Below are 14,658 nucleotides of genomic sequence, written 5' to 3' on the forward strand. Positions count from 1 at the left end.
CATCCCGGCCTGGACTCATCAACATGCTTTCGGTCAACTCGAGTTCCAGCATGTGGGCGGGCAGTCCGCTGACCATCAGGGCGCTCCGCACATCATCTCTGAACCGTGGAGATTCGAGCTGCCGTGCAGAGACGTTGACGCTCACCTGCACAGGCCCGCCAGGCCATGCGGCGGCCTGCTGGCAAGCTTCTCGCAGCACCCAGCCGCCAATGTCGAGGATCAGGTCGCTCTGTTCGGCCAGTGCAATAAAGACCTGCGGCGAAATGGCTCCACGTTCGGGATGGGTCCAGCGCAGCAGCGCTTCCACGGCATGCAACCTCCCGGAGCGGGCTTGAACCAGCGGCTGGAACACCAGGAAAAGCTGGCGGTTCGCGAACGCCTGGCGCAACTCTGCCTCCAGGGTCAGGGCCGTCAGTTCGACGGCATACTCCTCGGCATCGTACCGGGAGACCGTCTGACCGAGCTGCTTGGACCGGTACAGGGCGTCTTCGGCCTGTTGAACGACAGACTCAGCGTCCTCTCCCGATTGAGATTCAGGACCGACGCCGATATGGTACTTGACGTAAAGCGTCTCGCCCCGCACGGCGAAAGGCGGACCCATGATTTGGGTCAACGCCGTAATGGTCGACTCTCCTGAGCCTCGAGGGACAAGGAGTGCAAACCCGTTACCGCCGGCCCGAGCGACGCTGCACTCGGGGAGGTCATGCTCGAGTCGGCGCGCCACGGCGATCAGCAGTGCGTCCCCCGTGGCGTGACCGTACAGCCGGTTGACGTTTCTGAAGTGTTTCAGATCAAGAATAATGACCGTGGGGTGCTGCCCGCCGGCCAGTGTCTGATTCAGCGCACGGACGAAGGCAGGCCGGTTCATCAGATCTGTCAGGCCATCAACGTAGGCCAGCCGCTCAAGTTGCTTGAGATGGAGGTCGCGCTCAATGACCATGCTGGCCAGACCGGCCAGATGGTCCAGCACCGGCTGGGCTTCAGCCAGTTCGCCCGTTTCTGGCGGCTGAAGTTCGAGCGCACCGATACGGACGGCTCCAGCCAGGATATCCGCCGACATGCCTGGTGCGAAGGGGCCGCATGTCGCATCTTCACAGAGGTGCAGCGCTGCCTGGGCCTGCGGGAATGAGACCTCGAGAGCATTCAGAATCTGGTCCAGGACCTCCTGGAGCGGTGCTCCCTGAGCGCAGAGACGTAATGCCTGGGTCTGCCTGGTGTTCATCGCCAGCCGACGTTGACGATTGGTGTCGTCACGTCCGTACCCGATCATCCGGTCAAGCTGTCCGTCGGCTCCGAAAATCGGCAGGTAGTGCCGTTGGTGATACCTGAACTGCCCGTTCGGGTCGCGTATGGCCTCTTCCCAGTTGACCCAGCGGCGACTGCGGGTGGCCTCCGCGAAGAGGCGCTGACGATCGGCGGCCAGTTGCGGATCATGCCCGCGCCAGCGGCAGTATTCGGCGTCAGTCAGTCCGATGATGCCCTGACGCACCTCGGGATTCCCGATGGCCGCCGGGTTGGCGTAGACGTAGCGTCCCTGCTGGTCGAGCACGGCCACCTGGTACGGAAGATCTTCGAGAATCGTTTGATAGAACTTTTTCTGCTCGGCCAGTTCCTGGCGGATCTGCATCTCGTCCGTGATGTCTCGCGCCACCACCAGAACTCCGGCCACAAGCGGATCGTCAAGGAGGCTGACCCAGGTGAGTTCCAGGTCCCTCCAGGAGCCGTCCTGATGGCAAACCTGATAGTGACGCCATTCAGGTGCCGACGATTCGGCAAAATCGTTTTTGACTCGAGCGGCTTCCTCGAGGGTAAGGAAATTAACCACGGGCTGACCAAGCACCGACATGACTTCGTAGCCGAGGTAGTGATGGACGCTCTCACTGGCGTAAGCAACCTTTCCTTCGGAATCGAGAATCAGGACGAGGTTCGTGACCAGCGCCATGATGTTCCGGGACACCGTTTCAAGTTCTTCCTGCTGTGCCGCCGTCATGCCAGGCACCGCGAGTCTGCTGGCCCACTTCGTGTAGACCTCCAATTCCTATCCAGCTTGACCGTCATTGCCAGGCCAGAATTTGGAGGAGCCAGCGAGACCCACTGATATCAATCACCGGAAAGCAGATACGGTGTTTCGTCTCTTTGCGCCAATCCAGCGCTGTGCCATGCGGTTCAGAGTCAAACGGCATGCGCTGTTCGGCAAGCCAGAATTGGCCATGTCGCCCCGTGTTGGGGGATGGTGAGTGACCGGCCATCGGCCTTATCGAGGGCATGACAACAGTCTAAAAAATGCTTCTCTCTGACTTCTTACCCAGGAGTTGCGCCTGTCTAATTAAATTTAGATCGGAGAGATTGAGGACTCTCGGCGAGCATCTTAAAGGATTTGTTGTATGCAAGTCCAAAATCAATTCCTATCGAGCGTAAAATTGCAGAGTAATAAAAATGTGCCAATTCGACATAGATATTAAATTCATATGGTGGACTTAGTTTAGGAGAATAAAAAATTAGCATAGTAGTTAGGTAAATTGTAACGATTGTTTCGTATTCATTTTCTTGCTTTGATAATCTAATAAAAATCGACGAAACTAATTAAATGATCAACGGCTGGTATATCAGGAGAATCTAATACTATTTTGGCTAAGTCGCTGTAGGAATTGAGCTTACCGACATGTCCGATGTCAGATCGAGGTATACCCCAACACCACGTCAGGCAGAGGGCCGAAAACCGTCAGATCAGGTTTGTTTTCGCCATTGTCTGACATTGCCCTGTGCGGGTCTCAGACCCTAACCTGACAGGAGTCGCCATGAATGACACCACCAAAGGCCATTGCCTTGGATACACCCGCGTCTCGTCGGAGGACCAGAACACCGCCCGGCAGCTCGACGGCCTGAGCTTCGACAAAGCGTTCACCGACAAGGCCAGCGGTAGGAACGCCAACCGCCCCCAGTTGACCGCCCTGCTCGGTCACGTCCGTGAGGGGGACACCGTGGTGGTCCACAGCATGGACCGACTGGCCCACAACTTGGACGATCTCCGCGCACTGATCAATCAGTTGACGGGGAAGGTTGTGCGCGTCGAGTTCCTCAAGGAGGGCCTGACCTTTACTGGGGAAGATTCCGCCATATCCAGACTGTTGCTAAGCGTCGTGGGTGCCTTTGCGGAGTTCGAGCGCGCCCTTATCCGCGAGCGTCAGCGTGAGGGCATTGAGGCAGCGAAGAAGGCTGGAGTGTACAACGGGCGCAAAAAGACCCTGACCGCCATCCAGGTGAATGACCTGCGGCAACGCTCTGAGACGGGCGAGTCGAAGGCCAGCATTGCCAGGGACTTCGGCATTAGCGGGGAGACGGTCTACCAGTACCTCAAGGCCGCACCCGACGCATAGGTCCCAACAGGTTTTTGGGTTCCGCTCAAGAGTGTACGGCTCTCCGTGAAGCGCGTGCCAGGTAAGGGTGCCCCATTTGCGATGAGTTACCGAAATATCGTCTCCCCCGGTTAACCTTGGCCGGATACACATCCCCAGCGCTGAACAGCTCAGTAACATTACTGACATTCTTCTCCAGCGAACGGGATTTCAGGCCCACCTGGTTCCAGAGGCTCCACCTTTTGAGCACCCGGCTCTTCCCGGAGGTGTCATGACCGATTCAAAGCCATTATTCGATCCGCAGGACCTCCGCGAGAAAGCCGAGCATCAGGTGCGCCTGGCCTCACCGCTCCCGCTCTGGGATGGGTGGCCCGGCGCAGACCTCACCTACGAGCTTCAGGTCTACCATGCCGAATTGGCCGCGCAGAACGAGGAGCTTCAGTTCACTGCCGTGGAGTTGGAGCGCGAACGCCGGCTCTACCACACGCTCTATGAACACGCGCCGACGGCCTACTTCACCTTAGACGAACACGCGTACATCCAGGGCGTCAATCAAGCGGGAGAACAGTTGCTCGGCTTTGACAGAAGCCACCTGCTCGCCCGGCGCTTCTTGCAGTTTATTGGTCCAGGGCACCGGGCCGAGTTCAGCTGCTTGATGGAAACTTTGCTACACACTGGGGTTGCCATCTCTGAGCGGTTCAGCGTGACCCACCGCAGCGACGAGCAGCTCGAGGTGCAGTTGCAGGCCCTGACCCTGCCGGGTTCACCGCAGGATCAGCCCGCCTTTTTGCTGTCGCTCATGAACCTGACGCCGCTGTTCGAGGCGCAGGAGGCTCTGCACGCCCTGAACGCCACCTTGAAAGACCGAGTGCTCGAGAGCACTCAACATCTCCATGTGCTGGCGGACCAGTTTCGGCATCAAGCGCGGCATGACGCCCTCACCGCTCTCCCCAACCGGGTCGCGTTTGAGGAATGCCTGGTGCTGGCGTTGGAGGAACTGCACGCGCAGGGAGAAGCGTTTACGGTGCTGTTTTGTGACGTCGACCGATTTAAACGGATCAATGACACTTTGGGGCATCCGGCTGGCGATCAGGTGCTCCAGGAACTGGCCCGCCGCCTGCATAGCGTCATCCGGCCCACCGATCACGTGGCGAGGCTGGGCGGCGACGAGTTCGCAGTCCTGCTGCACGGTGTGGCAGATCAGACCGTGGTGTCCCGGGTCGTCGCCCGACTGGAAGAGGCGCTCGAAGTCCCGTTCGTCGTGAGCGGTCAAGAACTGTTCATTCAGGTCGGGACTGGAGTCTTACTGGTCACCGCCGAGTATCACTCATCAGAAAACATCCTGCGGGATGTGGATCTGGCGCTCTATCAAGCCAAGCGGGGTGGCCCGGCGGGCACCCGCCTGTTTGAGCCGTTCATGCGCGACGAGTTCCGGGGCCAGTTGGAGCTGGAGGCTTATCTCCGCCACGCGCTCGAACGCAACGAACTGATGGTGCACTATCAACCCATCGTAGCCTTACAGGGTGGACACCTGCTCGGCGTCGAGGCCTTGATTCGCTGGCAGCATCCACAGCGGGGCCTGCTGCCAGCAGAGACGTTCGTGCCCCTGGCCGAAGAACTGGGGTTGATTGGACAGTTTGATGAGTGGGTGCTCCAAACAGCGATGCAGCAACTGGCCCAGTGGCCGGTGGACTGTTCCCTGAACAGCTCACTGTGGCTCAACGTCAATGTCTCAGCGGCCCATCTGGGGCAGGTCGCCGCAGTCACAGCGCCGCTCAGCGAGGCGCCCCTGCCCGCCCCCTGGCAGGTCTTGATCGAGATTACTGAACGGGTCCTGACCCACCCGGCAGACACTGACGCAGACACGCTACAAATCTTGCAGGGTGCGGGTGTCGAACTGGTGTTGGACGACTTCGGGATCGGGGAGTCCTCCCTGAGCAGCCTGCACCGCTTTCCCCTACGGATGCTCAAAATAGACCGCTCATTCGTGGCCACCCTGGACCAGAACCGGGAACTGGTCCGAACAATCGCGGTGATCGGGCACTCGCTCGGCTTGACGGTGGTCGCTGAAGGCATCGAGACCGAAGCGCAGCGCGCCCAACTCATTGAGTTGGGCCTCACCGCCGGCCAGGGGTATCTCTTCGCCCGGCCCCTGCCCGCCAATCAACTGGGGGCGCACCTCCACTCGACTTTGAAATTCCCCTGAGGGATGCAGGCTAGCCTCTTGCAGTGAGGTCTGTGTGATGCCTGAGGTGCCCACCACTCACGGTCTGGTTCTCGATGATGTTCTGACAGAGCAGTCTGGAAGAGACCGCAGACTAGTGGTCCCCGCAGGCTCTGGCTTTTTTCGCAGCCCCGGCCACGCCGGAACTTGCCGATTTCACGCTGTTCCAGGGCGATCTGCCAGCGCTGGAAGACCGGGCACTGTTCTGATTCAGTTCCTGCTGGACACTGACACCATCAGTGACGCGGTGCGGGGCATCGGACAGGTGCGTGGGCATCTGGCCGCCCGTCCCCCGTCCACGCTGGCCCTGAGCAGCGTGACCCTCATGGAGACCCTGTTCGGGCTGCCCAGGCCCCCGCCAAACGCACCGCCGTGGAGGCCGCTCTGGCGCTGTGGCTGCCAAAAGTGGCGGTGCTGGAGTACGGGCTGGGAGATGCCCGCGTAACCGCCAGCATCCGGGCCGCGCTGGCGGCGCAGGGGCAGCCAATCGGCCCTTATGACTTACTCAATGCAGGAATGGCGCTGGGACGCGGCCTGACCCTGGTGACGCACAATGGCCGGGAGTACCGCCGGGTGGCAGGCTTGCAAGTGGCCCACTGGATGGATAACGAACGGACCTGAGCAGCTGATCCAAGCAAAGGAGATCACCATGACCGATGCCCGCACCATCCTGAGCGCTTGGGCGAACCTCCCACCGGAGGTTCGTGCCCTGGCCACTCCCATTCACACCGAGCCGCAGTACAACGAGGTTCTGATCACCTTTGAGGCCGTCTGGGACGAGGTGGGGAGACAGACCGATCATCCCCTGGGCAGCTTGGTCGAGCTGTTGCGTGAGCGCCTGGGGGCTTACGAGGATCGCTTCCCCACGCCGCACTCGCCGCCGCACCGCCTGCTGGCCTTTCTGATGCAGGAGCGGGCCATGACCCAGACCGAGCTGGCTGGGGTGCTGGGCATCACGCAGGGCAATGCCAGCCGCTTGCTGAGCGGCAAGGCGGCGCTCTCGTTGAAAGCCGTGCGGAAGCTGGCGGCGCACTTCCATATCCTCCCGGACGTCTTCCTGGCCTGGCGGCAGGTCCAGCAGCAGGCCAGGAAGGCGGCACCTTCCCAGTGGCCGCCGCTGATGCTGTGGCCCAGCCCTCAGCACAGATGGGAGCTCCACCTGTTCCTCTGGAGACGTGTGGGACTCTGCGCCAGATTAGGACGATCCACCAAGCCAGCTGAACGACCAGCTCAGGACGCTGACCAAAACCGAGGTCAGGGCATTGGGGATGTCCCGATAAGCTGATCCGCGAGCTGCTGGGTATGGCAGACGAGTGCCGCCCGAACGCCCGCATTCCCAGCACGCAGACCTGAACCTGTACTTGGTGGAACGGGTGGACGAGGGGGTGGTTTAAAGAAGCTACTCCAAAACGCAAAGTGAGATTCTGACTTCTCAAACACATCTTTCCTGCTCGCAGGAAATTTCCCAGAGGGCCGTTTGCGCAATCGGCATGTGTACTTCGGGGAGAGGAAGGAGATTTCCACTTCGCCGCCCTCCAATTTGGGGGGCGGCGAAGCTACCGGAAATGCCGCCACTGTCTGAAAGCGGTCCTTTTCTCCCGTCCGCTTGTGAAATCTTTTCACTTTGCGCCTGGTGCCAGCTTCCTTAAATTACCCCCGGAGTGGCAGCTCACTGCCTTTTCGTTTCCATACCTCAGATTGTGCCGCTCAGAGCAGCTGAATGAACACTCCAACGACATTGGGATCGAAGTGGATGCCAGCGCTGTTGCGGATATGCTCGATGGCCTGCTGCCTGGCCTGCCCGGGACATCCAAGGATCGCGCGCTGGTGGGCAGCGTGGTCGCCCTAGCCTATGGGCTGGAAATGGGAATGTTGGGCGAGAACATCGAGACGGAGGCACAGCTCGGTGCACTCAAAGCACTGGGCTGCTCCGTGGGCCAGGGTTACTTGCTGGGCCGACCGATACCAGCCGAAGACGGGATGAGCTGAGCATTCGTCCAGAACCCTGTGCAAGGGCAAAATCTCGCTCTTGTTCATGACAGATCAATCGCTCAAAGACGGATTGAAGGCGTGCCGCACAAGTTTCCAGAGAGACCCGACACCAATCACTGGATACCGTATTGGAGTCAATCGGCGCTGAGGAAAGTTCACGGAGAACTTTCGGGAATTGCCGTCCAAGCCGCGAGAAATCAGGTTGACAGTGTCGTTAGCGCAGGTTCTGGTGCCCAGTCTCAGGTTGCCCCAGCTTCTGATCGCTCAGCACCGCGTCACCCTTCTCCGACAACTTGCCACAACTGACTCTGACACTCCCGGATCCTTCCGGCTGGGAGCGTCTTACCGTCGTTAGGCAGGTGCGGCCCCTGAGAAAGAGCTATAAAGATCCGTCAAGAACCGTACAGTTCCGCCCTCGGTGCTTGGCTTCGTACAGTGCTGTGTCAGTGCGCTCAAGGTTAGCTTCCAGTGTTTCGCCAGCCTGATAGAACGTAAGACCGAGGGAGGCCGTAACGCGGTGCTCTGGAGGCAATCCCTCGATCTGGAGCACGGATAATGCCTGTCGTACACGCTCTGCGGCCTTATGGGCTGCCGCTGTCGTAGGTGCAATGAAGATGAGTAGAAATTCCTCACCGCCGTAACGGCCCACGAAATCGTCTTGCCGTATGGCCTCCTGCAACGTATTGGCCACCGCACACAACACCTGGTCGCCAACATGATGCCCGTAAGCGTCATTCACCCGCTTGAAGTGGTCAATATCCATCAGGCCAACGCAAACCACGCTCTCCCCAGGGGGCAGCGACTTCTCATGAATAATTGCTTTTTTCAGACGCTCTAAAGCAGATCGACGGTTCGGCAAGCGGGTCAGGTGATCTCGGGTGGCGAGATCATGCAGTTCTTCCAGGGCCTGCTCCAAATGGATGTTCACTTCCTGCAGTCGCGTGTTCCGATCCCGTACGGTTCGCCGCAAGGCCGCCATGTAACTGCCAATGTAGGCGATCAGTAACAGAACCACAGCGAACGCAAATGTAGAAACAACCTCAATACGCAGATCAACGCGTACAGGAGCCCACAGCACTAGGGCCACGACCACTGTGACGTATGAGGCGAGCACGCCCCCACAGACAAGCAGCATGCGGCGGAAATCCAGGGCGAACATCCCGAACAGAACTCCCACGACACCTATCAGCAAGAATGGTACCCGTGCCTGGGGCTCGGAAAGGTAAAACATGACGTAGCCAGCCGGCCACATGCTCAAGATGACCTGAGCAGCAGTCATGCTCGGGTCTCTGAAACGGAGATTGACGTTGGTGAGAATCAGCAGCACGAACGTTCCGCAAACAACCGTGATCCCCACCAGGTAATGCACCAGGTGCACAACGGTAAGCATGCCTGTGGCAAAACAGGCGACAACGATGAGGGTACTACCCACGTGCGTAGCCACGCCCAGGGATGTGCGCTTGAGGCGCAACTGCTGCGCACGGGCAACATCTTTGGAAGGGGCAACCCGTGCCACCGAATAAGGGGCTTGTTGTGAAACATTCACAGCCTGTCCTCCGCTACCAAGAGGAGTCGGCTCTGAGCTAGCAGAGCTTCCGAGGCGGGCGAAGGCGGGGCAACCTGGTCGGCATAAACGCAGCGCCAGAACGTACCGTAGATGACGAAGGCATCTGTAAGGTGCACCATCATTTCACCAATGCGCGCGCGAGGAAGATTGGCCATTGGAAAGGTCTGTTGGCCTTGCTGCCCGCTCTTAAAGCTCTGTTGGTTCACTGGCCTATGTTTGAGCGGGAGCAACGGCGTCTCAGACATTCATTTATATTGAGGAAACGGCTCTGTCAGGCATCTTACCCTTACAGGCATCTTACCCTTAAGGGGGTCAACTCAGGATCTGTGCGCGCTACTACGCTAAGGAGGGGGAGCCACGTTTCTCAGCCTCAGCAGACACAAATCGCTGGTGGTTTGCTGGCGCTAAGCCTCAGTCAACGCAGCGTAGGAACGTTGTATGACGCGCCGCCTGTGTCCCAGTGAAACTATCCTTTCAACGGGACAGTGTTCGACTGGGCCTGCCCCGTTTTTGCAGAACCGGGTCACCCTCAGAAGTCAGGTTCCAGAGTTCACAGCCGCTCATAGAGACAGATGCGACTGCCGCTACCGCGACACATCCAAGTCCAGGCACGTCAACGAACCATCATGCTTGGAGCCAGACTCACTGCTGTTAGATCAGTTCAAACCGCATCCATGAGATGGGATGAGAGGCAAATGAAGTAAATATCATGTTGCACAGCATCGCCAGCTTCAGAGTTTTGTCAAGATGTCCTGCGTACCGTACGGTGATGACTCTTCATGACCCTGTCAGTTCTTCACATCCGGCAATCGTCGGCGCAGCACTCTGCGACTGCCAGGCCGTGACACCGATGGACGTCACACGCATCACGGCCCTGTCCATTCGCGCCACCTCCACCCATCTGCAACACAAGCTTGCCGTACTTCTGGCGGCTCACGACGTCCCCAGCGAAGGAGAGGTGGGTGCCACACGGGTCAGCTGCACGGCATTTGGTCAACTGGACCGAGTTCTGGCCGCATTTTCACGTACGGAACGCCCAGACCTGCTGGCGGCACCCTGGGTTGACGAGCACATGGATGCCTGGCAGATAGCGCCTTTGGAGCAATGGATGCAGCGACTGGCCACGCCATGGTTTGGAACCATCAGCAATCACCTGACGTTTCATCTGCAACCGATCGTTCATCTGGGCACAGGCGGGGTGTACGGTTATGAGGCTCTGGTCCGCGCGCAGCACAACGGACCACTGATCGGTGCCTGGCCCCTCCTGCAAGCTGCCGCTGCCCATGGGCAGGCCCGCGCCTTCGATGCGCATGCCCGCCGGACGGCCATCCGTCAGGCCTACCCACAACTGGGCGCTGACCAGCAGCTCTTCATCAATTTTGCTCCAGGCGTGGTCTACAATCCGGATATCTGCCTCCAGACGACATTCGCTGTCTGCCGGGAGGTGGGCGCCGACTTCTCGCGTCTGGTCTTTGAAGTTACAGAAAGTGAGACGTTCCCGGATCTGGGGCTGCTGCGCTCCATTCTGGAGCGCTACCGGCAGGAAGGCGCTCAGGTGGCCCTGGATGACTTGGGTGCCGGACACACCAGCTTGAGCTACCTGATGGAACTCCGGCCAGACATCGTCAAGCTGGACCAGGCGCTGATCAGCGGCCTGCATGAGGGTGACCGCCGAGTTCCACTGATCACGGCGCTGATCGAGTACGCCCACGACCTGGGCATCCGGGTCGTCGCCGAGGGTATTGAGACGCACGACGAACTGGCCCTGATGATCATGTTGGGCGCCGACTATGCGCAGGGCTATTTTCTGGGCCGGCCGGCCCCTCGAGCGGCAGACCTCCTTCCGCAGGCCGCCAGCTTCTGGGCCTCACCATGATTCAGATTCAGCCTGCTGCACCAGAAAAGTAGAACCATTTAAGGAGCGTTGTAAGGTCAGGCGGCCCGTGGTCGTTTGCCTACCCGCGTCGGCGCAATCTGCCGCAGCGCGTCCAGCAATCCGCAATTCCGCAAGCCGTTCACCACCAGCGCGGCGGGGCGATTCTGCGCGCGGTTGCCCATCTGCTGATCCTGCCGGATGTCGTGCAGCACACGGGCCATGATATGCGCGACGTCATCCGTCCAGTCCTGGCCCTGGTCATGGGCACGCAGGGTCTGCCAGATTAGCCAGCACCAGAACTTCAGGTTCTCGGAGTCCTCGAAGCTGGCCGCCAGCGTGCGCGCCGTTTTCTCCACCAGCTCGCCTCTGCGGCTGCGCGAGAGGCCCGCGAGGGTTGGAAGGGTAAAAACCGCGTCCAGGCCGTCAGAGAAGGCGGGTGCAACAGTCAGAGTAACGTCTAAGGTTTGAGAAGAAAATGCAGCTAACACCCACTTTTCAAGCTCCCCTCTTTCTACAGTCCTCAGACCTTTTAACGACTGTTGCACTGGAGCAGGGGGGCAGGCTGGGCGGCACTTTTCAGCCCGCGTCTGGGCGGCATTGATCGTCGCGGCGGTCCGGCCACGCGGCACCACTTCGCCGTCTACCTTGGCCTGCGCACGTGCGGTCAGGCGTTCCTCTGCCCGCGCCCGCGCTGCGACTGTCTCCTCCCGCCTGGCCTCGCGCCGGGCCTTCTCGGCCTGCTGACGCTCCTCACTGCGGGTCAGGGCGTACACGGTCCGGCCCTGCCGGGTGTCGCGGTCCAGATCACGCCAGGGATACCGCAGATCCGACATGGTCACCCGCACGGGGGAAGCGTGGCCAGACAACACACGCTCCGGGCACAGGGACACGGCCCACACCTTGCCCGTCACAGCGGTCTGGCCGCGCAGGGTGCCGTAATGGTCCACGGCCGCCAGGACACCAGAGGCAATCAGCGGGCGCAGGTTCCGCCACACCGTCACGCGGTCCCGCTCGATGTGGGCGGCCAGCAGTTCCAGCGGCAGATGGAACACCGCCACATCGGGGCGGATGGGGACGCCGCGCGCTCGCACAGACTCCAGGCCCAGCGAGAACAGCACGCGGAAGATCTTCCGGGCGGTCTCCGGGCAATCGGCACTGTCCATGCAGGCCGTCAGCGACTCGACGGGGCGGAATACCACCACCGGGGCAGGTGGCTCGGCCAACTGGGTGCGGCGGGCGGCGCGCTCAGCCGTAAAGTCATGGAGCGTTTTCATCGGGCGGTCTGCGGTGGACGGCGTGAACCTGGGGGCCGGGGCCGGCGGTGACGGCTCCCGGTGGCCCAGCGGCCAGGATTCGGCGGGTGCGCGGGTACTGACGAGGCTGCCGAGGTGCTCGAACAGCGGAGCGGTTTGGTTCTTCTTCTGTCCTTGAGCGCGTGCGGTGGCGCCTTCGGTATGGAGAGGCAGGCCAGTCGCGGGGGCAAGCTGAGAGGATGTCGGTGCAGATGCGTCCGCAAGCTGCGCGAACAGGCCATCAAGTGGGCCACTACTGCGTCCTCGGGCCCGCTGTTCCTGCACGAAGCGGGCGAGAAAGTGTTGCCCTGACGGTGATATTTCTGAGGAATTCGTATTTTCCATCTTCGCTTGGATCTCCAAGCGCCTAACCTGGGCGTAATACCCTTACGGTCCATTGACCGAAATGCCCCCTGAGGCGTATCATGGGCATAGGCGAAGGCCTCCCGCTCAAACGGGAAAAATTCTGTGACTGAGACCCTCTGTGGAATACGAGCTGCCAGGCTCCCACGGGGGGTTTCCCTTTGGCGGATGTCTTTTGCCTTAGGGGTAACACGATTGTAGCGCAGACTTGGATAGCTGATTGGCGATCCCCAACTACCAATTGCCCAACCCGATATTCGTGGATCGTCTTTGTTGTAGGCGGCGTGCTTGCCGTCCACGGTACATACAGAGCGTGGGACGCGGCGCAGGCTCATCGAGGCGTCCGTGCATGCACAGGCGGAGCCGGAGGTGCTCAGGGCCAGCCCGGCTATAAAAGGTGACGGTGTCGGGTGCGAGTAAGCGCTCCAGCACGCTGAGCCCTAAAATAGTTCGTGTGATTCGCCTCCGGAGTATCTGTCTGCTGACCTGCGCTGTCCTGGGATTCAGTGCTGGGGCGGCGGGCTTCAGCATCACGACTTCTGGAGACGGCACCGCGCCCATGCGAACCACCTTCAGCGCCAGCGTGCAGCCTGGCCAGACCGTGCGCTGGAACTTTGGTGACGGTATGGGAACGACGGGCGCACAGGTTGAACACACCTACTACCGCCCAGGCACGTACAAGGTCAGCGTCCAGACCTTCAGCGGGGGCCGGCCGCTGAGCAGCGGCGGCTTCCCGCTCGACGTCCGCAGCGCCGGAGAACAGCGCGCCGGACTCACGCTGCTGCTCGGGCACGGCAGCGTCACACCCTCTGAGGAAGGCAGTGTGCGCTACGCCCCCGGCAAGCCCAGCTTCACCGTCAATGGCCGCCCGGCCACGGGCCGCACCGCCCTGCGCAGCGGGCCAGTCACGGTCAACGTCACGGCTCCTGGCCTCGGCGTTACGGTGACAGGACATGTGCGCTTCACGTACCAGGACGCACCGAGTAGCGCCGCCTTTGAAGCGGCGGTGTTGAACCTCACCAACCGCGCCCGCGCCCAGGGCTGGAACTGCAAGACGCAGCGGGTGGGTGGGGCGAGCAAACGGGCACTGAAGCGTGACGTTCAGCTGGACCGCGCCGCGCTCGCGCAGTCACTGGGCATGTTCAATGTCGACTACTTCGATCACACCTCGGGGCTGGACGGCTCCACACCATTTCAGCGGGTGCGGGCCACTGGAGCGCAGCCCAGCGCAGTGGCAGAGAACATCGCGCGCGGACAGGCCAGCGCGCAGGAAGTAGTGGACGCGTGGCTCAGGTCCCCCGGACACTGCGTCAACATCATGGGCAATTTCAGCCTGATCGGCCTGAGCGCCGTGACCGGCGAGAATGGTCCATTCTGGACGCAGGTGTTCGCGCTGCCGTGAAACGCATGGGGACAAGCTGTTGTTCCTGTATCAGCCGCTCTGCGAAGGACTTAATTAGGACGCTGGAAACGGGTCTTACTTTTTAATCTAGATTCACATTGTCGTGCATGCGTTATGGCAGCACGTCCGCCGCTCCAGGAGACCGACTGAGAAAAGCGCCAATCCCCTCATCAGTACTGGTAAGATGTTGCCACTATGCGAACCGTCCAGTTCACCCTGCGGCACTATCTGGCCGCGCATGGCCTGAGTGCCTACCGCCTCGCGCAGGCGGCGCGCGGCCGGGTCAGTGAGCGCACCGTCTACGCTCTGGCGCGCGGCGAGACCAGCCGCGTGGATCTGGGCACGCTGGGGGCCGTCATGACCACGCTGGAGGAACTGACTGGCGAGCCGGTCAGCCCGGCCGATCTGCTGAGCGCGGTCACAGTGCCTGGACCAGACCGCGAAGCGCGGGCGTGGCTGGACGGGGACGCTTCCCGTCTGGGCGAGTTCGAGCCATATGACTGGAGCGGTGCCGATCCCTACACCCTGGGCGAACCGGTACGCGTGGGACCAGACGGCGAGCTCCTCATCGGGAGCGAGTGACGGC

At 60.7% G+C, this 14,658-nt stretch carries 11 protein-coding genes; 8 read left to right on the forward strand and 3 right to left on the reverse strand.

What is annotated here, in order from left to right; translation table 11 throughout:
- The coding region (locus Q319_RS25770; protein ID WP_156039455.1) for a sensor domain-containing protein at positions 1-1,990 on the reverse strand (1,990 nt) is incomplete at its 3' end.
- An 808-nt stretch (positions 1,991-2,798) separates the two neighbouring features.
- On the opposite strand from Q319_RS25770, the gene Q319_RS0118855 reads away from it, so the two are divergent.
- The 5 genes from Q319_RS0118855 (at position 2,799) to Q319_RS28790 (ending at position 7,569) form a co-directional block, all read left to right on the forward strand.
- Complete coding sequence (locus Q319_RS0118855) at positions 2,799-3,377, forward strand: recombinase family protein (protein WP_029483994.1); 579 nt, start codon at positions 2,799-2,801, stop codon at positions 3,375-3,377.
- A gap of 250 nt (positions 3,378-3,627) precedes the next feature.
- Positions 3,628-5,562, forward strand: coding sequence for a putative bifunctional diguanylate cyclase/phosphodiesterase (locus Q319_RS27965; protein WP_051655558.1), 1,935 nt, complete (start codon positions 3,628-3,630; stop codon positions 5,560-5,562).
- A 390-nt stretch (positions 5,563-5,952) separates the two neighbouring features.
- Positions 5,953-6,201, forward strand: coding sequence for a PIN domain-containing protein (locus tag Q319_RS0118865; protein ID WP_051655559.1), 249 nt, complete (start codon positions 5,953-5,955; stop codon positions 6,199-6,201).
- Positions 6,202-6,229: 28 nt separating this feature from the next.
- A complete protein-coding gene (locus tag Q319_RS0118870; RefSeq protein WP_029483997.1) occupies positions 6,230-6,865 on the forward strand; it encodes a helix-turn-helix domain-containing protein in 636 nt (211 codons plus the stop codon).
- 323 nt (positions 6,866-7,188) lie between these two features.
- On the forward strand, positions 7,189-7,569 hold the full coding sequence (locus Q319_RS28790; RefSeq protein WP_029483998.1) for an EAL domain-containing protein: 381 nt from the start codon (positions 7,189-7,191) through the stop codon (positions 7,567-7,569).
- Between the two features lie 382 nt (positions 7,570-7,951).
- On the opposite strand, the gene Q319_RS0118885 is transcribed toward Q319_RS28790, so the two are convergent.
- Positions 7,952-9,118, reverse strand: a complete 1,167-nt coding sequence (locus Q319_RS0118885; RefSeq protein WP_081846169.1) for a GGDEF domain-containing protein — start codon at positions 9,116-9,118, stop codon at positions 7,952-7,954.
- Positions 9,119-9,908: 790 nt separating this feature from the next.
- Here Q319_RS0118885 and Q319_RS0118895 point away from each other — a divergent pair.
- A complete protein-coding gene (locus Q319_RS0118895; RefSeq protein ID WP_245619370.1) occupies positions 9,909-11,015 on the forward strand; it encodes an EAL domain-containing protein in 1,107 nt (368 codons plus the stop codon).
- A 56-nt stretch (positions 11,016-11,071) separates the two neighbouring features.
- Here the strand turns inward: Q319_RS0118895 and Q319_RS0118900 are convergent, their stop codons facing one another.
- Entirely contained in the window at positions 11,072-12,289 is a 1,218-nt protein-coding gene (locus tag Q319_RS0118900; protein ID WP_029484002.1) for a hypothetical protein, read from the reverse strand.
- A gap of 835 nt (positions 12,290-13,124) precedes the next feature.
- On the opposite strand from Q319_RS0118900, the gene Q319_RS0118910 reads away from it, so the two are divergent.
- The gene (locus Q319_RS0118910) at positions 13,125-14,072 is read left to right on the forward strand and encodes a CAP domain-containing protein (protein WP_156039456.1); all 948 of its coding nucleotides are present in this window, start codon (positions 13,125-13,127) and stop codon (positions 14,070-14,072) included.
- Positions 14,073-14,267: 195 nt separating this feature from the next.
- On the forward strand, positions 14,268-14,654 hold the full coding sequence (locus Q319_RS25775; RefSeq protein ID WP_051655562.1) for a helix-turn-helix domain-containing protein: 387 nt from the start codon (positions 14,268-14,270) through the stop codon (positions 14,652-14,654).
- Positions 14,655-14,658: the final 4 nt, after the last annotated feature.

The organism is Deinococcus marmoris DSM 12784, assembly GCF_000701405.1.
Lineage (GTDB): Bacteria > Deinococcota > Deinococci > Deinococcales > Deinococcaceae > Deinococcus > Deinococcus marmoris.